General features: G+C 33.9%; 27 protein-coding genes and 2 pseudogenes. 5 read left to right on the top strand and 24 right to left on the bottom strand.

Annotated elements, in window-relative coordinates; genetic code table 11:
• Positions 1-7 precede the first annotated feature (7 nt).
• The 6 genes and pseudogenes from K5S59_RS19860 to K5S59_RS19840 all read right to left on the bottom strand — a co-directional run bounded on the left by K5S59_RS19860 (position 8) and on the right by K5S59_RS19840 (position 7345).
• On the bottom strand, positions 8-1717 hold the full coding sequence (locus K5S59_RS19860; RefSeq protein WP_120450117.1) for an acyl-CoA dehydrogenase family protein: 1710 nt from the start codon (positions 1715-1717) through the stop codon (positions 8-10).
• Positions 1718-1973: 256 nt separating this feature from the next.
• Positions 1974-2882, bottom strand: a complete 909-nt coding sequence (gene prpB / locus K5S59_RS19855) for a methylisocitrate lyase (protein ID WP_098872181.1) — start codon at positions 2880-2882, stop codon at positions 1974-1976.
• Positions 2883-2900: 18 nt separating this feature from the next.
• A complete protein-coding gene (gene prpD, locus K5S59_RS19850; protein ID WP_220784081.1) occupies positions 2901-4337 on the bottom strand; it encodes a 2-methylcitrate dehydratase in 1437 nt (478 codons plus the stop codon).
• A gap of 98 nt (positions 4338-4435) precedes the next feature.
• Complete coding sequence (gene mmgD, locus K5S59_RS19845) at positions 4436-5557, bottom strand: citrate synthase (RefSeq protein ID WP_033656041.1); 1122 nt, start codon at positions 5555-5557, stop codon at positions 4436-4438.
• A 396-nt stretch (positions 5558-5953) separates the two neighbouring features.
• Positions 5954-6128: pseudogene (locus tag K5S59_RS30245) on the bottom strand (HesB/YadR/YfhF family protein); the annotation flags it as partial.
• A gap of 71 nt (positions 6129-6199) precedes the next feature.
• Positions 6200-7345 (bottom strand): MFS transporter, encoded by a 1146-nt coding sequence (locus tag K5S59_RS19840; protein ID WP_098259138.1) that lies wholly within the window; start codon positions 7343-7345, stop codon positions 6200-6202.
• Positions 7346-7582: 237 nt separating this feature from the next.
• On the opposite strand from K5S59_RS19840, the gene K5S59_RS19835 reads away from it, so the two are divergent.
• Positions 7583-7864, top strand: a complete 282-nt coding sequence (locus K5S59_RS19835) for a hypothetical protein (protein WP_000270184.1) — start codon at positions 7583-7585, stop codon at positions 7862-7864.
• Between the two features lie 70 nt (positions 7865-7934).
• Here the strand turns inward: K5S59_RS19835 and K5S59_RS19830 are convergent, their stop codons facing one another.
• On the bottom strand, positions 7935-10424 hold the full coding sequence (locus K5S59_RS19830) for a PBP1A family penicillin-binding protein (RefSeq protein ID WP_098259139.1): 2490 nt from the start codon (positions 10422-10424) through the stop codon (positions 7935-7937).
• Positions 10425-10889: 465 nt separating this feature from the next.
• Here K5S59_RS19830 and K5S59_RS19825 point away from each other — a divergent pair, with 465 nt between their 5' ends.
• Complete coding sequence (locus K5S59_RS19825; protein WP_120450115.1) at positions 10890-11099, top strand: KTSC domain-containing protein; 210 nt, start codon at positions 10890-10892, stop codon at positions 11097-11099.
• 61 nt (positions 11100-11160) lie between these two features.
• On the opposite strand, the gene K5S59_RS19820 is transcribed toward K5S59_RS19825, so the two are convergent.
• The 5 genes from K5S59_RS19820 to K5S59_RS19800 form a co-directional block, all read right to left on the bottom strand.
• Positions 11161-11373 (bottom strand): YqaE/Pmp3 family membrane protein, encoded by a 213-nt coding sequence (locus K5S59_RS19820; protein ID WP_000990224.1) that lies wholly within the window; start codon positions 11371-11373, stop codon positions 11161-11163.
• A 187-nt stretch (positions 11374-11560) separates the two neighbouring features.
• Positions 11561-12220, bottom strand: a complete 660-nt coding sequence (locus tag K5S59_RS19815; RefSeq protein WP_097845148.1) for a DUF6944 family repetitive protein — start codon at positions 12218-12220, stop codon at positions 11561-11563.
• 185 nt (positions 12221-12405) lie between these two features.
• Entirely contained in the window at positions 12406-13113 is a 708-nt protein-coding gene (locus K5S59_RS19810) for an SDR family oxidoreductase (protein ID WP_120450113.1), read from the bottom strand.
• 132 nt (positions 13114-13245) lie between these two features.
• A complete protein-coding gene (locus tag K5S59_RS19805; RefSeq protein ID WP_087980346.1) occupies positions 13246-13446 on the bottom strand; it encodes a hypothetical protein in 201 nt (66 codons plus the stop codon).
• Positions 13447-13487: 41 nt separating this feature from the next.
• Complete coding sequence (locus tag K5S59_RS19800) at positions 13488-13823, bottom strand: hypothetical protein (RefSeq protein ID WP_001066873.1); 336 nt, start codon at positions 13821-13823, stop codon at positions 13488-13490.
• Between the two features lie 209 nt (positions 13824-14032).
• Here K5S59_RS19800 and gerPF point away from each other — a divergent pair, with 209 nt between their 5' ends.
• The gene (gene gerPF / locus K5S59_RS19795; RefSeq protein ID WP_001141565.1) at positions 14033-14248 is read left to right on the top strand and encodes a spore germination protein GerPF; all 216 of its coding nucleotides are present in this window, start codon (positions 14033-14035) and stop codon (positions 14246-14248) included.
• Positions 14249-14463: 215 nt separating this feature from the next.
• On the opposite strand, the gene K5S59_RS19790 is transcribed toward gerPF, so the two are convergent.
• The 6 genes from K5S59_RS19790 to K5S59_RS19765 all read right to left on the bottom strand — a co-directional run bounded on the left by K5S59_RS19790 (position 14464) and on the right by K5S59_RS19765 (position 20335).
• Positions 14464-14799, bottom strand: coding sequence for a YolD-like family protein (locus tag K5S59_RS19790; protein WP_098239531.1), 336 nt, complete (start codon positions 14797-14799; stop codon positions 14464-14466).
• A gap of 748 nt (positions 14800-15547) precedes the next feature.
• On the bottom strand, positions 15548-15748 hold the full coding sequence (locus K5S59_RS19785; RefSeq protein ID WP_236078362.1) for a hypothetical protein: 201 nt from the start codon (positions 15746-15748) through the stop codon (positions 15548-15550).
• A 313-nt stretch (positions 15749-16061) separates the two neighbouring features.
• Positions 16062-16280, bottom strand: a complete 219-nt coding sequence (locus K5S59_RS19780) for a hypothetical protein (protein ID WP_097864335.1) — start codon at positions 16278-16280, stop codon at positions 16062-16064.
• 173 nt (positions 16281-16453) lie between these two features.
• Complete coding sequence (locus K5S59_RS19775; RefSeq protein ID WP_120450112.1) at positions 16454-17566, bottom strand: RNA-guided endonuclease TnpB family protein; 1113 nt, start codon at positions 17564-17566, stop codon at positions 16454-16456.
• Positions 17567-18275: 709 nt separating this feature from the next.
• Positions 18276-19127 (bottom strand): peptidylprolyl isomerase PrsA, encoded by an 852-nt coding sequence (locus K5S59_RS19770; RefSeq protein WP_097844556.1) that lies wholly within the window; start codon positions 19125-19127, stop codon positions 18276-18278.
• Between the two features lie 200 nt (positions 19128-19327).
• Positions 19328-20335: a glycoside hydrolase family 25 protein gene (locus K5S59_RS19765; RefSeq protein WP_120450110.1), complete on the bottom strand. Its 1008-nt coding sequence runs from the start codon at positions 20333-20335 to the stop codon at positions 19328-19330.
• Between the two features lie 281 nt (positions 20336-20616).
• Between K5S59_RS19765 and K5S59_RS19760 the strand changes: the two genes are divergently transcribed.
• Positions 20617-20811, top strand: a complete 195-nt coding sequence (locus K5S59_RS19760) for a hypothetical protein (protein ID WP_098088143.1) — start codon at positions 20617-20619, stop codon at positions 20809-20811.
• Positions 20812-21717: 906 nt separating this feature from the next.
• Here the strand turns inward: K5S59_RS19760 and K5S59_RS19755 are convergent.
• The 5 genes and pseudogenes from K5S59_RS19755 to K5S59_RS19735 all read right to left on the bottom strand — a co-directional run bounded on the left by K5S59_RS19755 (position 21718) and on the right by K5S59_RS19735 (position 25056).
• Positions 21718-22329, bottom strand: a complete 612-nt coding sequence (locus tag K5S59_RS19755; protein ID WP_050418695.1) for a hypothetical protein — start codon at positions 22327-22329, stop codon at positions 21718-21720.
• Positions 22330-22425: 96 nt separating this feature from the next.
• The gene (locus tag K5S59_RS19750; RefSeq protein WP_212982069.1) at positions 22426-22959 is read right to left on the bottom strand and encodes a C1q-like domain-containing protein; all 534 of its coding nucleotides are present in this window, start codon (positions 22957-22959) and stop codon (positions 22426-22428) included.
• Between the two features lie 295 nt (positions 22960-23254).
• A pseudogene (locus tag K5S59_RS19745) lies at positions 23255-23452 on the bottom strand (sigma factor); the annotation flags it as partial.
• Between the two features lie 613 nt (positions 23453-24065).
• Positions 24066-24317: a DUF3947 family protein gene (locus K5S59_RS19740; RefSeq protein WP_033656336.1), complete on the bottom strand. Its 252-nt coding sequence runs from the start codon at positions 24315-24317 to the stop codon at positions 24066-24068.
• A gap of 340 nt (positions 24318-24657) precedes the next feature.
• The gene (locus tag K5S59_RS19735) at positions 24658-25056 is read right to left on the bottom strand and encodes a CHRD domain-containing protein (RefSeq protein WP_000464548.1); all 399 of its coding nucleotides are present in this window, start codon (positions 25054-25056) and stop codon (positions 24658-24660) included.
• Between the two features lie 201 nt (positions 25057-25257).
• On the opposite strand from K5S59_RS19735, the gene K5S59_RS19730 reads away from it, so the two are divergent.
• Positions 25258-25395 carry a DUF3956 family protein gene (locus tag K5S59_RS19730; RefSeq protein ID WP_000443220.1) on the top strand — a complete coding sequence of 46 codons (138 nt, stop codon included), beginning with the start codon at positions 25258-25260 and terminating at the stop codon, positions 25393-25395.
• A 121-nt stretch (positions 25396-25516) separates the two neighbouring features.
• Here K5S59_RS19730 and K5S59_RS19725 read toward each other — a convergent pair whose 3' ends face one another.
• Positions 25517-25795, bottom strand: a complete 279-nt coding sequence (locus tag K5S59_RS19725) for a hypothetical protein (RefSeq protein ID WP_098259469.1) — start codon at positions 25793-25795, stop codon at positions 25517-25519.
• Between the last annotated feature and the right edge of the window lie 334 nt (positions 25796-26129).

Here is a 26129-nt window from a genome sequence, read left to right as displayed (position 1 = left end):
CTCCTATTTACACAATATACTTTCCGCGATTTATAATAGCTTTCGCAATCTCTCTCTTTTTTGTAAATACGTTCGTGTATAAAGGCACTAATAATTGACGAATTTCAGTTAAAATCACATGTCTATCTTGTTCTTCTGTAACAGCCGCTGAAAGTATAGAAATCGCCGCTTCTTCTACTTTACGATAGCCTTCTTCACAAATAACGTCAGTTATCATTTGTTTCGTACGCTCTTTCTCTTCACCATTTTTACTAATGGCTTTACTCGTACGTAAAAATGCTGATTCCATGACGTACACGTCCGTTAACATATTTGATAATACACGTGAAAATTCTTGCTCTTGATCAATTTTTAAACCTGGAGTTTTAGAGAGCGTTTTCAAAGATTGTTTCAACAATTTTTTCGCTAATAAAATGTAACGATGGTTTCTTTCGACATTTGCTACATCAATCTCTACTTCAGTATCTTCAATTTGTTCCATTTGATTCATTAACATTTTGGCAACTGTTAATCTATTAATTTCGTTCGTTCCTTCAAAAATACGACTAATTCTAGCATCACGATATAATCGTTCTACTTCGTACTCTTGCATATAACCGTATCCACCATGAATTTGTACTGCTTCATCTACGATATGACCTAGTGTTTCAGAAGCATTTACTTTATTAAGTGCACATTCAATTGCAAATTGAGACATTTTCTTCATAAGATCTTCATCACTCTCATGAATTGCTGCATCAATTACACCCGCTGTACGATAAGCTGCACTTTCTGCACCATATGTAGCAATGATCATATTTGCAATTTTCTCTTGAATCATCGTAAAATCTACTAACTCCGTTTGGAACTGTTTTCTCTCTTTTCCATATTGAACCGACAAACCAATTGCTTGTTTTGCTGTTCCAATATTTCCAAAAGCAAGCTTTAGTCTAGCAAAGTTTAGAATATTAAGAGCTACGTGATGCCCTTTCCCAACTTCTCCTAAAACATTTTCAGCAGGAATGACAACATCTTCTAAAATAAGGGTAGCCGTTGAAGAACCTTTAATCCCCATTTTCTTTTCTTCTAGTCCAATAGATACGCCTTCACATGTTCTTTCGACAATAAACGCTGTCATTCCTTTATTTGTCTTCGCAAAAACAACGTATACATCTGCCATATGAGCATTTGTAATCCACTGTTTCTCACCATTTAACTTCCAAGCTGTACCATCTTCATTTAATACTGCACTCGTTTTTGCACTTAAAGCATCAGAACCAGCATTCGGCTCAGTTAAAGCATAAGCCCCAATCCATTCTCCAGATGCAATTTTCGGCAAATATTTTTCTTTTTGTTCTTTCGTTCCGTAATATATGTAAGGCAATGTACCTACACCTGCGTGTATATTAAATGAAACGCTAAATGCACCAGCGTATCCCATTTTTTCTGCTACAAGTCCTGAAACTGCCTTTCCTAACTCAAATCCACCGTAATCTTCTGGAACCTCGATACTTAATAATCCAAGTTCTCCAGCTTTCTCAAATAATTGACGAGAAACTTTATAGTTATGTTGTTCAATATTCTCCATTTGTGGAACAATTTCTTGCTTAACGAATTGTTCTGTCGTTTTTGCGATTAAATCTTCATCACCAGAAAAATCTTCTGGCGTAAAGAAAGTATGATTCACATCTTTATTAAGCGAAAAAAATTCATCCCACGGTAACTTCGTTTTCTCCATCTGAATCCCCCTATCATTTCGGCCTTACTTACTACTACGTATGCTCGTCTACGATGAGTGGAATTTCTTATTTTTGAAAACAGAAGGCGATGAATTTTCACATCAAGCAGTCCGTTTTGCCAAAGATGTATTCTCATCGCCTTAGTTGTTTTATCCCGCTTTAATGGGCAGTAAGACCCCCGCCTCAAAATTCAGCGAAAGCAAAGAAGTTAGGGGGGGATGAAGAACCCCCCCACTGATTAAAGTTTCACTTTATCTATTGATCCTCTGATAATACTGTTTTTGCAATTCCAGTATCTAATTCTTCAAAGTCATGATATGAAATTGTTTCATATAACTCACTTCTCGTTTGCATATTTGAAAGTGCATCTTTTTGAGAACCTGTTTCCTTAATTAAAGTAAACACATTCTCATATGCTTTCGCTGCAACGCGAAGTGAAGTTACAGGATAAATAACCATTTGGAAGCCCATATTCGCAAATTCCTCTGCACTATAATACGGCGTTTTGCCGAATTCAGTCATATTCGCAAGTAAAGGTGCATTTACTTTACTATTAAATAGACGGAACTCTTCTTCTGATTGAAGCGCTTCAGGGAATATCGCATCTGCGCCTGCTTTTACATAAGCGTTCGCTCTATCTATCGCTTCATCTAAACCTTCTACACCGCGAGCATCTGTGCGCGCTACAATATATAAGCTTGGTACAACTTCTTTAATCGCTTTAATCTTTTGAACTAACTCTTCTGTCGTAACGAGTTTCTTACCATTTAAATGCCCACATTTCTTTGGTAATTGTTGATCTTCAATTTGAACAGCTGCAACTTTCGCTTCTACCATTTCTACCGCTGTTCTCGCTACGTTGAGAACACCGCCAAATCCTGTATCAATATCAACAAGAACTGGTAAGTCTGTAGCTCTTACTAGATCTCTTGCTCTCTCTGCTACTTCAGTAGACGTCACGATTCCTAAATCGGGTAGTCCTTTACTTGCAGTATAAGCAGCTCCTGATAAATAAAGAGCTGAAAAGCCTGTATTTCTCGCAACTAAAGCTGCCATTGCGTCATGAGCACCAGGAATTTGCAAAATATCATTTGCTTCTACTAAAGCTCGGAAGCGATTCGCAAGCTCCTCTTGTGTTGACTGTTTATTCACAACCCAAGCCATTCTAAATTCCCCCTATTATTAAATTAAGAATAGATCTACAAATTCGTTTACATTCATATTTTCTAGTTTCTCTTCATTTAAACAAGCTTCATGAATTTGTTCTTGTTGCTTACTAGAATAATGACCTGCCATATTTGCAGTGAATTTTTGAACAACTTTTGGAATTGCTTCGTCTCTACGGAAACGGTGACCAAGTGGATATTCACATTCCACGTTTTCTGTTACAGTGCCATCTTTGAAATGGGCTTGAACAGCGTTGGCGATTGAGCGCTTGTTCGGGTCAAGGTAATCTAAACTGTACTGTTTGTTTTCAACAACAACCATCTTATTACGTAATTCATCTACACGTGGATCATTTGCTACTGCATCCTCATAATCATCCGCAACGATATCTCCTTTTAATAAACCAATTGCCGTAATGTATTGTAAACAATGATCGCGATCAGCTGGGTTATTTAATGGACCTTCTTTATCAATAATACGGATTGCTGACTCATGAGTTGTAATTGTAATACGATCAATTTCTTCTAATCTTTCTTTAATTTCTGGGTGTAATTTCACAGCACACTCTGCCGCTGTTTGTGCATGGAACTCTGCTGGATATGAAACTTTAAATAATACATTTTCCATTACATATGACTCTAATGGTCTTGCTAACTTTAATTCTTGTTTATTAAATAATACATCTTGGAATCCCCATCCTGGTGCAGATAAAGCTGTTGGATAACCCATTTCACCTTTTAGAGCAGTCATCGCAAGATGAACACCGCGGCTTGTTGCATCACCTGCTGCCCATGATTTACGTGAGCCAGTATTTGGTGCATGACGATATGTACGAAGACTAGAATTATCAATCCATGCATGTGATAATGCATTAAAGATTTCTTCACGTGTTCCGCCAAGCATTTTTGCAACTACAGCAGTTGTTGCTACTTTTACATATAATACGTGGTCAAGACCAACACGGTTTAAGCTGTTTTCTAAAGCAAGTACACCTTGAATTTCATGTGCTTTAATCATCATTTCTAGTACTTCACGTACTTTTAATGGTTCTTTTCCTTCTGAGATACGAACACGGCTAATATAATCTGCAACTGCTAAAATTCCGCCTAAGTTATCAGATGGATGTCCCCACTCTGCTGCAAGCCAAGTATCGTTATAGTCTAACCAACGGATCATACATCCGATATTAAATGCACCTTTCACTGGATCAAGTACATATGACGTCCCTGGTACACGTGTACCATTTGGCACGATTGTTCCTGGTACAACTGGTCCTAGTAATTTCGTACATTCTGGATATTGTAATGCTAAAATTCCACATCCAAGCGTATCAAGTAATACGTAACGAGCAGTACTGAATGCTTCTGCGCTAGTTACCTCTTTATTTAATACATAATCCGCAATTTCTTCTAATAATGCATCTTTTTGTTTAATTTCATTTGTTTTAATCATGCTATTCTTCCCTTTCTGTCGAAAATTCGTTATTATTAATGATGGGTGTCGGTCAAACACCCATCTGGCGGGCGGCGCAAACAACTCCCCAGTTGTTCTTATTTACTAAGTACATGTCGCTCGCCAATGTAATTTACACGTGGACGGAACAATCGATTGTTCGTATGTTGCTCAATTACGTGCGCACATAGGCCCACTGTTCTAGAGCTAAAGAAGATTGGTGTGTAAAGTTGAATTGGGATACCAAGCATCCAATATACTGGAGCTGCATAATAATCAAGGTTTGGATAAATTCCTTTTTCCTTCTCCATAATCTTTTCTCCAGCTTCACACATTTCATATAGTGTATAATCACCTTTTACATCACATAACTGCTTTAAAGCTTCCTTCATCATCAGTGCTCTTGGATCCATCTTCTTCATGTACACACGATGTCCAAAGCCCATAATTTTTTCTTTGTTATATAGTTTCTTCTGTAGCAATTCTTCAAACTTCTCAACATTACCAGCTTCTAAAAGCATGTACATAACGGCTTCGTTTGCACCGCCGTGTAAGCTACCTTTTAAAGAGGCAACTGCACCTGTTAAAGCACCATATAAGTCGGATTGCGTTGATGCAATAACGCGCGCTGTAAATGTAGAATTTGGCATTTCATGTTCACTATATAAAACAAGGGAACGATCAAAGATCTTCTCCTCAAGTTCAGTTGGTTTTTTACCTGTTAACATATAGAAGAAATTCGCGCTATATGTTAATTCCTGAAGGGGCTGAATTGGCTCTTCATTATTTAAAATATGATAGCTATTCGCTACAATGTTTGGTACTTTACTCAATAATTTGTACCCGCGGCTTTTGTTTACCTCTAACGAGCGGTTTTCGATATCATTATCGTAACCAGCTAATGCGGACACACCTGTACGCAATCCATCCATCGGGTGCGTTTCTTTCGGTAATGCCTTTAATACGTTGAATACACCTTCTGGTACCGCGTATTCTTCTTTTAATTTCTTTTCAAGTTTTGCTTTTTCATCCTCATTTGGTAGATGTTCTTCCAATAAAAGGTGCACAATGTCTAAATACTCTTTTGTTTTTGAGAGTTCGATTAAATCATACCCTTGAATTACAATTTCACCTTTCACTGTGTCAAGAAACGAGATTTTCGTCTCCGCTGCCACTATACCATCTAATCCCGGGGAAAATTTTTCTTCAGCTTTCATCATTATTTCCTCCAATCCTAATAGATCTTCGTGCACATAACTGTAAGCCTTTACAATACTGTGAAACTACATTTCTATTTCAATGTATCAGAGTTTTTAGAAGATTTCAATTTATTTTGCAATGATAAGTTTCCTATACTTTTACCGATGTAACAATACAGTTTTTCAAAAATAATTTTCATATTTTATAAAGAAAGGACAGACTTCTTTACATGTCTTATTAAAACAAAATATAAGGATGACTCAGAAAATCCCATAGAATATATCATTTACCCTATTTTCTTAAGAAAATAAAAAAAACGAGCTGTATACATATACAACTCGTTTCTACATGATATTTATTTCACTATCTCATCAATATAATTCTTATATAAAACTTATGTATTTTTAAAAAAGTTATTATTTTACATAATTAAATTGAATTTCTTTCGTTTCCTCATTGTAACATTCAACTAAATGATAGTTTTTAAAGTACTAAAGATTATAAACATCCCCTAAAATAGAATGTCTTCTTTCTCAACTGATATGATTTCTCAGAAACTATCCCTAAAGAATAGTCAGGCTGAATTGAACTATAAATATGTTATCCTTTAACCATCGCAAATCGTTACGTTCAATTGAAATTTTCATCTTTGTTACTCCCGTTTACGCAAATTCTTTTTTACCTAATCGCTGTTTTACAAAAAAGACGAAAATAATTAAAGCAAGTAATCCTGAAATTGCACTACCTGCAAATAAAATACGGTAACCAAACATTTGCGAAACAACTCCAAGTAAAATCGCACCAAGTCCAATCCCTAGATCAAATGCGGTAAAGAACGAAGCGTTAGCAACTCCTCTTTTACTCGGGTCAACAATTGTAATCATCGCTGCTTGCAATGCCGGCTGCGCTGAACCGAACCCAACACCGTATAATACAGCAGCAATAATTACACCCATTAAACTATTTGAAAGTGTTAATACAACTATTGCGATAATAGTAATGCATAGTGCCGGGAGTATGATAAATACTTCACCGTACTTATCTAATAGTTTTCCTGAAATTGGTCGTACAATCGTTAAAGCAACTGCATATACAAGAAAGAATGTCCCAGGATTCACATCAATTGACGATGCAAATAGCGGTAAAAATGACGTAATCCCTCCATATGCAAATGATAAAAAGAAAACAACAATCGTAATTGATAGAACCGATTTTTCAAACAACTGCATTTTCCCTTTTTCTTTTTGTGGTGTGAATGGCATTTTCGTCATGAACGATAATAGGACTGCCATAAAGGATAAAAGAGTTGCTAACAAGAATAGACCGTGAAATGAATAATGTTGTACAACCGATAATCCAATCATCGGGCCGATTGCCATTGCAATTGTCATAGCCATCCCGTACCACCCCATCCCTTCACCACGGCGGGAATCTGGAATAATATCAGTTATCGCTGTTCCAACAGCTGTTGTAGAAACAGCCCATGTCACCCCATGAATAACCCGCAAAACAGCTAAAAGGACAATAGTCGACGCTAAATTATAAGAATACATCGTTATCCCAAAAAAGATGAGTCCGAAAATAATAAAAGATCTTCTACCATATTGATCTAACATTCCTCCGATAATCGGTCGTATTACAACTGCTGCTATTGTAAACATCCCCATCATAAGTCCAACTTGTGATTCGTTGCCACCTATCTCTTTAATAAAGAGCGGCAGCGTTGGAACTAGTAAATAAAATCCTGTAAATAAAAATAACATTGCGAAAGTCATTTGAATAAATGATTTCGTCCATAATCGTTCCATTAAAATTCCTCCATAAACACGTATGTTCTTGCAATTAACACCTCCATTTTACATTTTCTTAATTTCTTTGCCCTCCGTAAATAGACGTATCTTTTTATAATAAATGGTCCACTACCAATTTAAATTGGTCTTACAACTTTATACGTATACATTAGCCTAAAGTCCTATCTATATGTACCTTTATATGCGTGAAAAGAATATACTACTTTATTATCACAACTTAGGAGTGATTATTTTATGTGGGTATCTTCAAGAGTGACAGTCGTCGTTCCTTCGACTCCTGGGATACACGTTCCAGCCGTTCATACAGCTAGTTCCGATGTAGGAATTGAACTTCCTGCAACTTGGCAACAATATCAAATTCCAGGTCAAGTTACTCCCTCATTTTGGCATCATGGCGCACATCCAAGTAGTACTACCTTTCAAAGCCAAAGTTATCCTCCACTACCTCAGGCTCAAGTTTTTTATCATTTCCCTTCCATTTATTTCCAAAATTTCTATGGTACTTTTAACATTTAAACGAAAAAAGCACTTAAGAATGTAATCTATACAAATCTTAAGTGCTTTTTAATATTTTTATAAATTTTTCTTACTGCCCATTATTAGCAGGGGCCTCTCCTGCATTCCCGCCAGTATCTGGTTGTGTGGTCGCTGGTGGAGTTGTATTTCCTTGACCACCTCCATTATTTGCTGGAGGTGTTGTATTTCCTTGGCCTCCTCCATTATTCGCTGGTGGTGTTGTATTTCCTTGACCTCCTCCGTTATTCGCTGGAGGTGTCGTATTTCCTTGGCCTCCTCCATTATTCGCTGGTGGTGTTGTATTTCCTTGGCCTCCTCCGTTATTTACTGGAGGTGTCGTTCCTTGGCCATTTCCATTATTTTGTTCATTTTGTTTCTTTTCTTCTTCTTGTTTCTTTTGCTCTTCTAGTTTCTTTTGTTCTTCTTGCTTCTTCAGTTCCTCTTGTTGCTTTTGTTCTTCTTGTTTCTTTAATTCTTCTTTGTTTTTCTCTTCTTCAGTTTTTTGCTTTTGATCTTGTTTTGGTTGTTCCGTTGTATCCGGTACGCTCGTATTTGGTGAAGAATCACGTTTTTCACCTTTTATACGTAGCTCACTACCTTCTTGAATAACGCTACTTGGCATTTTAAAGCGTGATTTGTCAGTAGCAAACTCACTCATCATTTCTTTAAAGATTAACTGTGCAATTTTCGTATTTTTACTACTAATATACTCGTCTTTACCATCTTTCATATATCCAGTCCATACCGCCATCGTATATTGCGGCGTATAACCTGCAAACCAACTATCACGAGTCGCACTTTCTGGAATGTTATATTGAGCTAATTGTTTTGCAGCATAGTTTGTTGTACCTGTTTTACCAGCTACATCTAAAGAACTAATATTTGCTGCTGTACCAGTACCTGATGTTACTACTGAACGAAGCATATCAGTAATCATATATGCTGTAGAGTCAGCTATAACTTGTTTTGGTTTTTGCTCAAAACTTTGTGACTTGCCGTCTGGATAAACTACTTTCTTAACAAAATGCGGTTTTGCATACTTTCCACCATTACCAAATGTCGCATAAGCACCCGCCATTTCAGTTGGTGAAACTTCATTTGTACCTATAGCTGTTGATTCTGCCAGCGGTTTATTAAATGTAATACCTAATTTCTCAGAGAATTCCTTTGATTTATTAAGTCCTACTTCTTTTGCAGTTTTAACTGCTGGAACGTTACGCGACATTTTTAATGCTTCACGCATAGTAATTGGGCCTAAATGACTTCTGTCCGCATTTCGAAGTTCTTGTCCAGTTGAATATTTAAATGGAGAATCATCGATTTGATGATACGTAGCCCATTTTAAGTATTCAATTGCAGGACCGTAATCAAAGATTGGCTTCATCGTCGAACCAGCTGCACGATCTAATTCAATTGCCATATTATGCCCTTTAAATACTGCTTTATTTTCACCGCGCCCACTACCTATAGCACGAACCTCACCTGTTTTCGTATCCATAAATGTGAAAGCACCTTGGAATTTATCATTTGGATAATTAATAATATTTTCATCTAATATCCTATCAGCAGCTTTCTGTGCATCTTTATCTAAAGTTGTATAAATTTCTAAACCGTCAGAACCAATATTAGCATCTGGCAATTCTTTTTCTACTTCTTTCACAACTGCATCCATAAATGCAGGATATGGCATTGCTTGTACAGTTGCAGTTTTAAGTCCATCTGTTACTTTAACTTTCGAAGCTTCTTCCATTTCTGCCTTTGTAATATAACCATGTCGATTCATTAATTTTAGTACAACATCTCTTCTTTCTGTTGCTCTTTGAATATTGTCCGTTTTCGTTGGATCATAGTTATTCGGTGCTTTCGGTAAACCTGCAAGCATCGCAACTTCTGGTAATGTTAACTCTTTTAATTCTTTACCATAGTAGTTTTGTGCTGCTGTTGCGATTCCATATGAACGGTTTCCTAAATTAATTTTATTTAAATACATTTCTAAAATTTCATGTTTTGAATACTGTTGTTCTAGCTTATACGCTAAATATATTTCCTGAACCTTACGTTTTGATGTTTTTTCCATCGATAAGAAATAGTTTTTAATAACCTGCTGCGTTATCGTACTTCCACCCTGTGAACCGTAATCTCCTTTAAGGCTCACCAACACAGCACGGGCAGTACCTTTGAAGTCTACTCCGCTATGCTCATAAAAACGTGCATCTTCTGTTGCTAAAAATGCATTTTCTACTAATTTAGGAATTTGATCATACGTAACATTCGTCCGTTTTTCTTTCCCATATTCATAAACCAAATCGCCATTTTTATCATAAATTTTTGAAGATAACGGATTAACAAGTTTTGCTTTCTCAAGTTTTGGTGCATCCTTAATCATTACGAAGAAGGTAGCAACCCCTGCCACTAAACCAACAATACCAAGTAATAAACAAGTAATTAAAAACTTACGAAAGAACGATGTTTTCCCTTTTGGTTTTTGTGTTTTAGAAGCTGGCTGTTTTTTCTTTTTAACTTGTCGTCGCTCCTCTCGAGAACGATAATTTTCTGACATGTTACTTTCTCCTGCCTTTCAATTCTCCCGTTGATTTACTTAAAAATATTGAGGTCACTTTCTAAACTGAAGTTAATTAAGAAAGTATATTGACCTGGAGCATTCAATATTTTCCTAATTCACAGATTATAATTTTTAGAATTCTTCGTATACAAACTATTTTCACTTCTATTTACCCTAATAATGCTGCCCCTTTAAGCATAGAATGTAAAAAGTGAATTTTTATACCTCGTATAAATAATATACCTTTTTTTCAAATGGTCAATATTTTCTTATTTATAAATCAAAGGTGAAATAAAAATAGCACAACGATATGTACTTCGTGTGAACTTCCTTATTATTACGTATAACAAACATTTAATATATTGCATATAAGTATAATACCTCTTTAATTATAAGGATTTCAACACCACAAACTCAACATCTAAAAGAAATAATAAAAAATGAAAAGTGAGGAGTTGCGTAATGATGAAGCTATCTCCCGTGAGTTCAAAAAATATAGTTGCTGTTGGCTATAATCCTTTTTCTATGATTTTACGCATTCAATTAAAGAATGGAATGTATGATTTCTTTAACGTGCCTGAAAATATTTACACCGGTTTATTAAGTGCACAATCTAAAACTAATTATCACAATACTTATATTAAAAATTCTTTCCGCTATACGAAAATTTAAACTTAAACAAAATGAAAAAGAAAGGAGGTAATCCCCCTTTCTTTTTCATTTCACGACTCAACTATCTTCTATTTCTCTTATTCATTTCATCATATGCTTGAATTTGTTTTTTTAATCGTCGATCTGCTTTTTTATCATGTACAACTAATATCGCATGGATAACTCCTGGAACCCAAAAAATTAATGTTAATATGAAGTTAATTATTGCTTGAAATGGTTTTCCACAAAATAATACAGCTACAGGCGGAAGAAGAATTGCCAACAAATACATCATCTCTTGAAAACTCCTTGCTTTGTATTTTTTATCTCTCTTCGTACGCTAATAGGACCAATTATTTTTATTTACTACTAATATCTTTTTTACTGCTATATATTCTATTCTAATACCAAAAAACCTATCACTTCAACTTTTCTATTTATGTAAAATTGAAATTTTACACATCTCCTTTATATGAACAATTTCATATGATTATTTTTTCTAACCTTTCTTCTTTCTCTATTAAAGTTAGTCCAATCGCAGAAATAGCCGTTCCTATCGCTTGTATCCAAACACCAATGAGTGCTATTATTCTCTCATTTTTCTTATCAACCGTACTATCCTCCTTTTCAATTTCGTTATTTGATATATTTATAATACCTTGATATGCTTGAAGTCCAGCACCTAAACTTTGCAGAGAATTGCCTAGTATTATAATTCTTTGTATCGCTTTCATCTGAAGCAAAGCTGCTTCTACTCCTAAAAAAGCTCCTATCGATTGTAAACTGTTCCCGACAATAATGAGATAATCATTCTCTTTCAATTGTTCATTTATATTAAAATATGTTCCTATTACATTTGATATATTCCCTAACGCTAATAACTCAATGCCCATTTTATCGAGCATTTCACTTTTAATCTCCAAACATATATTTTGATTTTCTCTTTCGCCTTCATCTTCGGTATCATTACTCGCTATAATTTGTAATATATACCCGAGGGCTTGTAATGAGCTTCCTACAATTACAAGATCTGATTCAACTTTCTCTTCTCCAATAAATCCTCTTGTCGTCCCAATAGCCGCTGTAAGATTTCCTCCTACTTGAAACCATGCTCCCGTCACTTTTAAACCGCTTGGATTCATTCTTATCACCTATTTAGAAATTTTCTATTGCTTTCGAAATACATAAATGGCATCCTCTTTCTCATATTTATTTTCTACATGCAATTTTGTGCATTCTATAATGTGTTAAAAATACAAAAAGCACCTTTAAGGTACTTTTTTATACAAAGTGTGTATCACTGAAAACATGCTAATTCAATGTATATTTACATACATTCTGGGCATGTCAATGAAGCTCCATTTTTATCTACTGTTATATTTAATATATATTTAATCGCATTACGTGACCACATTTCAGGTGTGGGTGATTCATTTACATACTGTGGCGCACATGAATACAGCATTGGAGTGCTAATGCTCCCGCCTGGATCTAAAGCAACAACAGCCATGCCATAGGGCAATTCAAGTGCCATAGATTTCGTGATACCTTCAATTGCAAACTTTGAGGCACAATATGGCGCCAGCTCAGCTTCTCCCTCCCGGCCCCAGCTAGAACTCATATTAATAATCATACCTTCTTTCCTAGCTACCATCGCTGGGACAAATGCCCTAATTACATTTACTACACCATTTACGTTTACATTCATTACATTTTCGAATTCTTGAGCTGTTACTTTCCACAGTGGCGCATTTTTATTAACAATTGATGCATTATTTATTAACAAATCAGGTGCTCTATGTCTATGCAGTATATAATTTGCCCAACTACTTACTTGCTGGGAGTCTGAGACATCAATTATTTGAAAATCATGTATATTACCGTAATATTTTTTCAATTCTTCAATTTTATTTTTTGAACGCCCACAGCCATATATAGTCCATCCCAATTCATGAAATCGATCAACCATTGCACGACCTAACCCTTGCGTCACTCCTGTAATCATTACAATTTTTCCAATTTCGTTTCGTTTCAAATATCTCTCCTCCTTTACAACATTTTACACTCTTCCTTTTCATTCAGCCATTTACTAAAGTATCAACTCATTTCATACTTTAGAAGGAGTTTTTATGTAAATAAAAAGAGTAACCGTAACAGTTACTCATGCTTATATATCAAAAAAATCATTATTTATTTCGTTATTGCTTTTATATTTCAGCTTCTCTTTCCCGCACTTCTCACATCGATACATATAAGCTACACCTAACTTACCATTTTTAAAATCTTCATTATCCTGCATCTTAATAAAACTATATTTATGTTTACAGCGGGATTCATCCCCAAAAATTTCAAACCATTTTTTCAACATAGAACAGTTCACCTCTATGAATGCTTCTTCATCTATTCTTATTACATACTTTTATTTAAATTCTCAATCTCATTTTGCAACTTTTTGAATTGTTCAAAATGCATAGTGATAGATTGACTGTTACCATAATCAACACTATGCTTCACAAATAAGACACCAGTGTCATGAAAAATTGCTTCCAGTTCTTTTCTGATGGTTACTTTCATTATATGTGCTGTTTTAATAGCCGATAAAATTGCAATTTCATTTAACTTTAATTTTATTTCATTTGGACAAAATGCTTCTTCAACCAAAATAACTTCATTGCTATAAATAAGTGCAACAAGATTACTTGATTTTGCATCTGTTAAATCTACTTTTTTTATAACATTATTCATTACATTTTGCCTCCTTTGATTTCGCATATATTAATTATACAATTGTTTTTTAAAATTAATCGACCTTACATTAATTTTAACATACTTTTATTGTAGGATTAAGCTACACTTCAAACGTTTTACTATTCCACAATTTTTGTTACATGAACCATTTGGACTATAAGGCCATATAGTAATGTTAACAAATGATTGTAAAGCGGGTGAAAACTATGCCCTCAGTTGTAGGGAATTTAGTTGTACAAAATAGTAACGGTTCATTTAACTTAGGCGATTTCTACAACGTTTCTCCGAAAGAAAATACGAAGGCTTATAATGGATCTGGTGCTTCAAACGTTGGTTTTGTTGTTAATACTTTTAATGGCGTGAGCGCGACTAATACGTTTGATTCTGACCTTGCAGATCAAAACCAAGTAGGTACAGCTTAGTCCTATTTTTTTCATCGTACTGTTTAGGAATAATAAATTTGTCTATACTATAATCAGGCTGTTACACAGCTATTATTGATTTTTGGAGTACCCTATCTTTTTCTCCCTTTCCCTGGGGCTTAGCAGCTAGTATGAAGCTAGCTGCTTTTTCGTTTCATTTTTTCTGTTCCTCATCTAACAAAAATAAAAAGCTAAAATTTAAAATTCAGCTTCCTTTACGTTATTTCAATAATATCTGTAGTATTAAATACGTAAGTTTTATAAAATGCGTCCGTACATATTACAATGCGCTTTAGCGGGTTTATATGCACAACTGTCATATAGCTTGTAAGTATGTAGCCATCTTCAAAATATGTCACCAATATTTCTTTCTCAGACAATAATGACGTTAATAATTTATCAGAAATTCTCTCTTTTGCTTCTTTTGTTAAGAGCGGTTTTTGTACTTTAAACTTCTCTCCAACAATCTTTCGCATACTTAATAACTGTTCCGACATTACTGTAAATGGAACCCATTCTCTTTCTGCTTTCTTCACCTTTACATCATTCATTTCTTTATCTCCTTGATCATTTATCCATTCTATTTCACATGTATTGTTACTCAATTATTCTTTCATAATGCTAGGCTCATATTTCCCCTGCATTAACAGGTAGTAAAGCTCCCACCTCAAAATCGGCACATGTAAGGTATATAAGTCAAAAACCAACCGCTCGTAAACGTCGAATTGGTGAAAGTTACTAATCAATAGACGATAAGCACCTCACTAATTAATGTTTCACTTTATTTCTAATTCATATACTATCTGCACTCAAAAGAACACTCGTTCTAATTATACACGAACGTACATTCTTTTGAGAAGAGATATAATTATATTTTTAACAAAATATAATTCAAATCATTTTCTTATACATTTATCCATCATTGATTTTCTTCTTCATCAAATGAGTTTTTCACTTCCTATTTAATAGGAAGTTCACATATTTACTAAAAAAAGCGACTTCATACAAAATGAAGTCGCTTTTTTCTAATAACGTATATTTCTATATTTATTTTTCTATCCTGACAAGTGTTCTTTCTAGAATCAAAATTTCATCAATTTTAAAATGATTTATTTTTAATTTTAATTCCCCCACTCGTTCCTTATCTAGGGGCAGATTATATCGTAAGACAAAAAGAAACCAATATTAGCCCCGGGAAATTTGTTATGACCGAAACAAAAGTGTTCAGCCTACCTTTTGACGGCAATTCATCTCCATCTGAATTGTTGGGCTTCACCCGTAACACAAATTAGATGGAGTCTATTTGCCGAAAAGGATAAAGCTAATAGCTTTATCCTTTTCAGTTTGCCACTCATAAAGTTCAATGCCCCAACTCGTTGAAACTTCATACGTGTAACTCGTTTGGAATTGAAACTCTTGTACAATTTCAAGCATACTTTCATCTAAAAAACACGATCCAAAAACAATTACATCATTAGAATCTGGATCTGTTAACGGAATTTATACATTACAGCCTATATAACTTGCTAAACTCATTTTTACTCCTCCAATATTCGTATACAAAATACTTCATATGAATATTTATCTACTCGAATATAAAATCCCTGCCTAAACGAAAAAGTTTTAATTTTTCAAGTTTATTAACCAACTATAAATGAAAGCATATATTATAAAGAACGAACTCACAAAATTTAGGGAATTTATAACGGACCACAATTCGTTCTTTATGAAATTCTATGAAAAGAGAGCAATGTAAACACTCTCTTTTCGTACATACTGTATAAAACTATTTATAAATAATTGCCCCTAATTATTAAATATATTTTGGTTGTACTATTATATGTAACTCCCTCTCTGTTTCTGCTTTTTTGGGGTTACGAAAATACTCTAATTCGTACTTTAATACTTCATACTCAACCATCCCAATCTTAATCCCTTTCGTTTCCTTTAAAATAGATAATAAGTTACTTATATCTTCATCATAAGATTCAAAAACCTTCCCTCCACCTTCTCTTTGAAAAATCACTTTCATATGTTCTCCTCCTACGTAATATATTTATCTAGTGAACTACCCACCACTTAGTACCTCTTACGAGCTCACCCCGAGTGGGGGCTTCTCGGTTCATCGCTACTTTTGATAGCTAACGAATTTGTCCTAGGACAGCCGAGCTAACTCCCTTGTTCCAAAGGTTATTTTATTACTATTTATGCCAACACTAATAAGCGGATGGCTTCCTTTTTGATATTGATCGCTGCATTATAATCACGGCCAATTGTAAGTCCACACAAACACGCATACGTGCGTTCACATAATGGCATTTCTTTTTTATTTCCACAATTACTACAAATCTTTGTAGAAGGAAACCATTTATCTATTTTTACCAACTGTTTTCCTTGTTCTTGTAGCTTATATGCTAAAAATGTCGTGAACATCCCCCAACCATTATCCGCTACACTCTTACCAAATCTAAATGTTCGTGACATTCCTTTCATATGTAAGTCTTCGATTGCTACAACGTCAAAACTCGTAGCTAATTCTTTAGACTTATGATGAAGAAAATTTTTACGTTGATTGGCGACCTTTTCATGCAATTTCGCTACACGAATGCGTTGTTTATTCCAGCGCTCTGAACCTTTCACACGTCTTGCTAATACTCGTTGCGCTTTTGCTAATCTATCTAACATCTGACGATAAAAGCGAGGATAATTGGCTTTCTCATCTTCGCTACTCACATACAATTCAGCCATTGCGAAGTCTAATCCAACTACACGTTCTACTTCTTTTGGAGTGATTTCTTTTTCATATTCGGTCAAAATAGACACGTAATACTTACCAGTTGGTGTCATCGAAATTGTGCACGATTTGATGATATGGTTTTGCGGTATCTCTCTATGTTGCTTCAGTTTCACCATTTTCAATTTTGGTAATTTGATATAACCATGAAATAACATAATATTTCCGTTTACTCGATTCGTTGTATAGGATTTTCTACTCTTTTTACTTTTGAATGTAGGAAAATCACTTTGACCACTAAAAAAATTCTTATACGCAGTTTGCAAGTTTAATTGAACATTGGCCAATGCCAATGAATCAACTTCTTTCAACCATTCATACTCTGTCTTATATTTTGCAGGAGTAGGGAATTTTTCTTTCTTTAGTTCTTCCTTGTCCTCTTTATATTTTTTATATACTTCTATTCGTTCAGCCAGCATTTTGTTATACACAAAACGTACACACCCGAATGTTTTTCGTATGAGATGTGCTTGTTCTTCTGTTGGATACAGACGAAATTTATACGCCTTATTCTGCTTTGGCATATCCATTCACCTCATTTTTCGCTTCATTTTCCATAAGCTATGACGGTGATTACACAACCTGAACACTACAAGATTATTATCTACTTTCATTGTTATACCAAACTTTACCTCTTATAAGAATGATTATATCAGAGGCGAAAAAAATAGGAAAACCAAATGTTTGGCTACGCCAAACCGAAATTCATCTCCCACCTGCCGCTAGACTATCGTCTTTCACACGCCTGAGGAAGGAGACTTCTTTCGGATAATATGTTAAATAATTTGTTTAAAGCATTCTTTCTTCATCCTAAAAATTTCATACTAAAAAAGAACATCCTTTTTTAGTAGCATGCTCTGCTTTTCACTTCATTTCGCATCAATATTTTTCAATAATATTGTATGTTTCATTCTGCAAATTATGCTTATCCACTTCAATAAAATAAAATTTAAATCAATTAGGATTTTGTTCATTCTCGACTAATAATTAGCCTACAAATAGTGGGAGGAAATTGTTAAATTCACTTTATATTTAATGACATTAAACAAAAGAAACATTATAATATCAACATTCTTTGAAGCATTAATCATTCCAATTTAAATTAATTACATAAATTCCCATTGTAATTCTTAATATTTAAATGTAATATTATATTGTCTTACTATCTATTTATAACTCACACACTAATTAGAAAAGGGAACCTATATAGGTTCCCTTTTCTAATTACAATCATTATTTCTTTTCTAGAAATTCAAATGTATTTTTAAAGTCTTTATCATTTACCTTAATATCAGCATTTTTCAATAAATCATTGACTACTTGTTGTTTCCATTTACCTGTCGTATCTTGTAGTCTTTGCTGTTCTAAATCTTTACGAATTTGATCTTTTACTTCATCAAATGGCTTCAATTCTTTTTTATCCGTCACTTTAACAATATGGTACCCGTAAGTTGTTTTTACCGGCTCACTTACTTGTCCTGCATCTAATTTATATGCAGCTTCCTCAAATTCTTTCACCGTTTGCCCTGGAGCAAAACCAGTTATTTCTCCGCCTTGTTCTTTTGAACCAGTATCTTCCGAGTATTGCTTCGCTAAAGCTGCAAAATCTTCACCATTATTTACTTTCTCTTTCACTTCTTTAGCAGTCTTTTCATCTTTCACTAAAATGTGACTTACTTTCATTTCTGGTTTATAGTTTTCTTTTACATCTTTTTCTGTGACCGTCGCTTTAATCGCTTTCTCAAATGCAATTTCTGGCTTCATTTTTTCTTTTAATTCATCTTCGTTTTTCAATCCAACTTGCTCTAAAGTCGATTTGAAGTTGTCGCCCATCTTCTCTTTTGCTTCTTCTACTTGTTTTTTTGCTTCCTCATCTGAAACTTTATATTTATCTAGCAATGCCTTACTTAACACCATTTGGTATAAAGTACTTTCCCCATATTTTTGTCTTAACTCTTTACTTAACTCTTTCTCTGAAACATTTCCTACTTTTGATGTTACTACGTTGTCTGAGGAACCGCATGCAGATAATGCTAGTACTACGCATGAAATAATCGTTCCTAAAAATAGTTTGTTCTTTTTCAATCCAAAATACCTCACTTTTATTATTATATAAGAATAACTATACAGTGTTGTTGTGTAAACAATGTGTTTTCCACATGTAATTCATTTCATTTGAATAAACTAAGTATCATGTTCTTTTTGTTTAAAAATTAAAGGTCATCTTACTATGTATCAGCACGATGACCTTTTACGTATTCCTAAAAACATGTAACTACTAATAGTTACTTAATAGTTATATGTTCCTCCAATATCCAATTATTTTGCCCGATATCTACCGCATTTTTCACTCTGCCCCACACACGAAAAGATTTTGACCCATCAATATTTCCTTTATAGTTTATACATTCAGGTTCTGCATAGTAGTTAACTCCATACCCAACAGGATATTTTGAAGATGCATAAAACCATTTCACATCAAAATATTCCACATATACCCACTGTTTATCGTTTCCTAAGCAAATCATATCTTTATCTGCGCCCCCCCAATAACCACGTAAGACTATATATGGAGTTTTTTGAGTGATTGTACCTGTAAACTGAGGATTCGTAGGATTTTCATATACGTTTATGCCATACCCATCATCATATTTTGAAACTGCAATACCAATACCATTTGGTTGCTGCGCATTCTCTTTTTCAGATAGAATAGATTGATTTACTTGATCTGAGCCTATAAACCAAGAAAGCGACTTATTTCCTATTAATTGATTCAAATCACATTTCCCAATACCAGGAACATATCCTGAATCAGTATATTGCCAAATATCACACGGATATGCTGGCTTATTTCCTCCATAACGAGGAATCCATACAAAATCAACTTCAATATTACGTGATCCAAATGATACATACGTGTGATGCCCGACATATAGCCCTACTTTTTTCGCGCCTAAACGGCGTAATTCATCTATATACGCTTGTATCCCCCCTTGCATATCCATCATCGTTTGAATTTCTGCGTCCACCACCCAAAACTTGGCAGATTTATCGCCACGACTCCAAAAATCTTGTGCCTCTTTCCTTGCATCAGCAATAGATATGAAGCGACAAAACGCATAATTACTAAATGGAATATTGCGTTTTTTCATTTCAGTCACATAATTTTGATACATAAAATCTATCGTATTCGATCCATCTTGAACTCTAGCAATAACTAAATCTAGCTGAGATGCTGCAATATCCCAATTAATCGTTCCATTCCATTTTGAAATATCGATAATATACCCCAATACAATTCATCCCCTTTTTAATATCATATTCAAAGCTTGTCTTATTGAAAGCCCCTTATGCCTAATACTAGCTATTTATAATATAAATAAAGAAAATCTATATTTTTTTCAAAATATACGATCTTTTAATTAAGTTTCTACTAGTTTTTCATAATCTAATCACACCATTAATCTCCATATCATTATCAACTCAACTAAAAATTTCATATTATATATTAATACGCCTTTACAAACTCAACAAAAAACGCAGTATACAATACTGCGTCTTAGGAGCTGATTTCATGGAAAAAAAACCTATCGTGGTCAAAGTTCCACCCAATTCAAAACTAAAAATTACATTTTTCGGCCCTTGTAACGAGGTAATTACAAATGTTTCTATAATTAATCAACTTTCCACACCTAAGTGCCAAACTATTACGCAATATCCAAACTATAAGAAATATGAAACTGAAGTACAATCATTATCCAGTTGTTAATCCGTTTTATTCATACTCCTTACAATTCGGTTAGCTTCGCGACTTTGGTAATAGACCAACATTACTCATTTCATGCTATTCCATTGATAATCTATTGATTTTTTACACGTTTTTATTAGTCGAGCATATATTATCGTATGGAGATTATCCACTCATAAAACCTATCTTTCTTTAGAGCGTACTTTTTATGTATGCTCTTTTTTTATTTACCTCTCATTCTGTACACATAAACCTGCTCACTTTTATATTTCACGGGCAATCAACCTACCTGCTGCTTATAAACAATTTAATCAATGTGTAATCAACAATACTCCTTTATTTATTATACATTCACTATTCTGTTAAATTAGTGTATTCATTCAATCATCATTCATTAATATATTCCCCTTCTAAATTGACCATAAATGTATTAAAATTCTTTATATACTCAAGGAGGTCAAATATGTTCAAGTTGCATCCCATACTACTCATCTTAGGATTTATTTTATTTTTATATAGTGTAATCGTCTTAATGTTTTTCCTTTCTATACAATAGCAATACCTACACAAACCTATGTTAAATATGTAATTTCTATATAGTAAAGAAAAAGCCCGTAATTATACGGCCTTTTATGTATTTATAAAATAAGATGTCTTTTCTATTCCATAAGACGACTAGCAAATATAATGCCTAAGAACTTTCACAATCATGTTACTCATTTCGTTGTACGCTTTTTATTACCTGCAGAATATCTAATACTCATAATAAGCTAGCACTTTCAACCTTACATCCTAGCATGTGAAATTCTCCTGAAACAAACTATATTTAACCTATTTACTTATATATTTTAGAAAAACAATAATAATCCCCCACCATTTGGTAAAGGGGATTAACAAAACCTACTGAAAAGTAATATATTCTCTTCGTTATTTTATTGGTGAAGGAAATCTTGCAGCTTCAAAATGAACCGTATTCAAACCATTAACATTTTGAACAATTACTCCAGCAACACTACTCTCAGCAAAAACTTCAACTGAATCCCCTGCTTCTAATTGAAGAATAGACGTTACTGAAACATCATTGTTAAAAAATACACCGGTCCCAAAGAAATCATTATCAATTGCTATTGCTGGATTTCCATTCACACGAATTTCAACTCTAGCTCTGTAATTTACATTAAAATCATTTGGAGAGAATGTTATATTCCCTAATACACTATATACCCCTTTAGTCTTCGGAATAAAAATAGATGTTGCTGCATTATATTCATTCGCTAAATCAAACTGTTCATTTTGAAATAATACTTTAACTGAAGTATTTTCCGGAACAGGTTGATTCATTGTATTAACAGCTCTAAATGCAGACGCCCTTACAAGCTTTTCTTTCTTATCATCACAACAATTCACTTGTACATACTTTCTATCACATTGACTATTTTTTCTAAAGCAATCGTGACTTTTCTTTTTGTAATCTTTACAATACTTACAGTGATAATAAGACGTAGTAGGTCCCCCTTTAAATTTATTATTACATACTATGCAATATAGATTAGAATAGCTTGGACAAACTGTTACTATTTTCAATAAAATAAAATATCCCCACCATTTTGGTGAGGATTATTCTTTCTCTTTTGTTTACTCGACTTTATTTAATTGGAGAGCTTCAAAATGTGAGCCGTCTTCTGAAGGACTTAAAACTCCATCTATGCTACTTTGTGCATAAACCTCAACTTGATCCCCTTCATTCAATTGAATAATCGTCGAAACACTTACTACATTTCCAAAACCTATTGGACCGAAAAAGTCATTATCTATAGCTATTGCTGCGTTTCCATTTACACGAATTTCTACACGAGCTCTATAATTTAAGCTAGGATCGTTTGGAAAGAAACCAATCGTTCCAATAATAGAGTAAACTCCTCTAGTCTTCGGAATAAAAATAGACGTTACTGGATTATACTCATTTGCTAAATCAAATTGTTCATTTTGGAACAATACCTTTACAAAAGTATTGGCAGGAACCGTTTGATTCACCGTATTTCTAGCTCTAAATGCAGATGCCCTAACAAGCTTCTCCTCGTTGTCATTACACTTACTCGTGCTCTTACAACAATCATGCTGTTTCTTTTTATACTCTTTACAATACTTACAGTAGTAATAGCAAGACATACTAGTTCCCCTTTTATGCTTATTACTACATATTATGTAAGAGGGATTCGCAATGTTTGGACGAGCTATTGTTTTAGCACTATACTTGTCGCCTATTTATATACACTTGAGAGGAAAACATATTAATAAAAACACAACCTAGATGTATCGTGCAATCCATTTGGATTGCACGATACATCTATTTTACTTTCAATACAAAAAAGAGCGAATCTACATTCGCTCTTTCCCACATATTTACGGCCCAAAGCTTACCATCCAACCTAACATAAATCCAAATATAGCAAACAGCAGCATAAAAACAAATAAACGTATGATATGCCACTTTAAATAGCCCTGATTTTACCTTTTGGTTTTCATAGTCTTCTAAATGAAGATACGCCCTATAAAAAGTCTCCTGCATCAAGTCCTCCGCTACGTGATGGCTACGAGAAAAGGAAAATAAATACCGGTACACATCGTTTATATAAACCTTATATATTTCTTCAATCTCCATCCCCCTCCTCCTCTCATATATAACACGAATAAATAAATTAAAAAGTTGCATTATTTTTCCTATTTTTTTATTAATAAAAAAATAACATTTACACATTTCAATAACTATTTACAATTATAAACAAAATACTAGATATTATGGCTGTAAATATCTTTCAAAATCAGTAAAAAAACAATTCAGATGTTCTCCTGCTTTTTGTAGGTTGATAGTTATAGGTCAATCATCCTGTACGATATACCCGCAGATAGGACTTCGTTGTTACATCTGGATCTGGTCCGCGTAAATAAATGTTCATATATCCTTGCATACAGAGCCACTAACCATCATTTGTCATGATAAAATAATTCTCACTTTTTCTTTAATCGGTATCTTCTCATCAAAAAAAACACTTGTAGTATGTACGGAGATTATCTCATCGGTTAATTACAAATTGTAGGTGAGGACTATTTGGCACTAACATATATCCCTCTCCATTTGCGGGTAATAAGACTCCCAAAAAAATTTCGGAACATGCAAGAAAGGTAGGTAGGAGCCGGATCGTCCGTATATGTCCAATTGGCGAGGACTAATAATCGGTTTGGGATACCTGCCCCCTACTGATTAAACTTTCAATTTATAGATTAAATACAGTTCCATATGGGATAGTAAGAAAAGAACTTCCATACGGTGTGATTTGATGCACTGGGTAAAAATACTCCATAGATGAATAATACGGCTGGATACCTTGTTGCTGCATTTGCATTTGTTGTTGCATTTGTAACGCTTGTTGAACAGCTTGAACTGTACTTTGTGCTCCACTAAACGTTATTGATGTACCATACGCTGGTCGCATACCAGCTTGAGTAGCAAAATAAGAATAAAACATTACTTTCATCTCACTTCCCTAAAAGTAATTACAAGTTATGTTATGATCCTTTATTTCAGTGGGTGCGGAGAGTTAATCTATTAGCTTTGATTAGGTTTAAAGATTTTTATTATCTGTTACACTTTCATATTTCATTTACAAGGTTCATCTACTAATACTAATTTAATTTTTGAAGGAGCATTTCATTAACAAGTTTCTGATAACTATTTTTTAAATTCGACTACTTTCAAAATTTTAGAAATGAATGTTTAAGATTACTAAAATAGATTACTTATCTATACAACCTTCACAAAATAAAAACACCCTAAACGGATGCTTTATTTTTCACTACTTTTATTCATTAACAATAATTCAATTGTCCTCGTATTTCACCATTAGAATGTTGTACTGTATGAACATTAATATATATGTTTCCAGATATGATTTCATTTACAAGAGTACCTAATGTTTGACCCGCTAACGGCCCGACCAAATCTTCTTGAGTAATCATTCCCGTAAGAGTTGCACACTCTATTGAAACTGGATTTGTTATAGGTCCAAATAAAAAAGCTACAACAGGACCGTTCGTTCCTTTTGACCCAAGATGCAGATGGGCAGCTACTACATCCTCTATATCGAATAAATCTAGCTTGAATTTTAAGCTAAGCTTGTCCGGGCTTAATTTAAAGAAAGCCTCTCCTCGAGCACCTGTTTCTACTGGTGGAACTTCATTCCTACCGCGTAACTTTGCAAAGAACATATTTACCACTCCTACGTTGTTATATACTCCTAATATATTCTTGTCCTTCATATATAGTGTTAATAAATCAGGTATTAGTCTACTTAATTTTTTTATACCATAGGTTAAATTATCAATTTCTATTAAATTCATCAATCTGACTATTACGTATTTAAATTTCATTCATATACTATATTAGATTACTCGGAAGGAGGCGAAAGTATGGAAAGCTGTGTTTTGTTCGTTAATGGACAACCTCTTTTAGTGGTCTCAGTCGCTGGAATCGAAATTGCTAGATTAGAAGTTTCTCTTCAAGTAGCATTGACCTTAATAGCATTAGGAATTCCAATCTGTGCATAAACGTTAGGTATCTATTCAAAAGAGAGCTTAGGCTCTCTTTTTTATTTATATCTTTCCTTCACAACAAAAAAAGACACCACTAAAAGCACGGCATCGCGTAAAATAACTGCTATTTGTTTAATCATTTCTTCACTAGCAACCCTAATTCATGTAGAATTTCTGAGAACGAATAGCCATATGCAAAACCTACAATACGAATCCCTGGAATCCATCTATGTTCTAAATTTTCATTGTATGTTTTCTTATAATACTTTAATTTAGAATCTATACTGTATTTGTCGTTAATAATTACTTCATCGCTATGAAATCCATCCATTTCAATCTGAACAGCTACGTACTCTGCTCCCTCAATAAAGGCTTTATTATAACACTTTTCTAATTCTTCTAATATCACTCCCATTATTAACCTCCTTTCCAAATGGGTGTTTTGTTCAATAAAAAAGAGCATCTAGATCAGTAGATGCGAAGATATATAAAAGGTAAGCTCTTGGAGTATTTAATAGATTATAAAATGGTTGCTTGTCCTACAATATATTATATGATTTTCATATAAAAATGGTTCATCAAAAAACAAGCTGAAAACTTCATATTCATAGCCCAACCCTTGTATGCAATGAAGTAACTGATTAACTTTAAGAACTTGAAAAACAGTCACACATTATCCATATCACGCTCTAATCATATTTTCTAATCTTCTAAAATTCTTTTACAAAATAAAAAAGCAGCTGTTAAGC

Source organism: Bacillus sp. BML-BC051, from assembly GCF_019656175.1.
Lineage (GTDB): Bacteria > Bacillota > Bacilli > Bacillales > Bacillaceae_G > Bacillus_A > Bacillus_A mobilis.
Note: the sequence above shows the minus strand (reverse complement) of the source record. Positions and strands in the feature narration are given on the sequence as shown.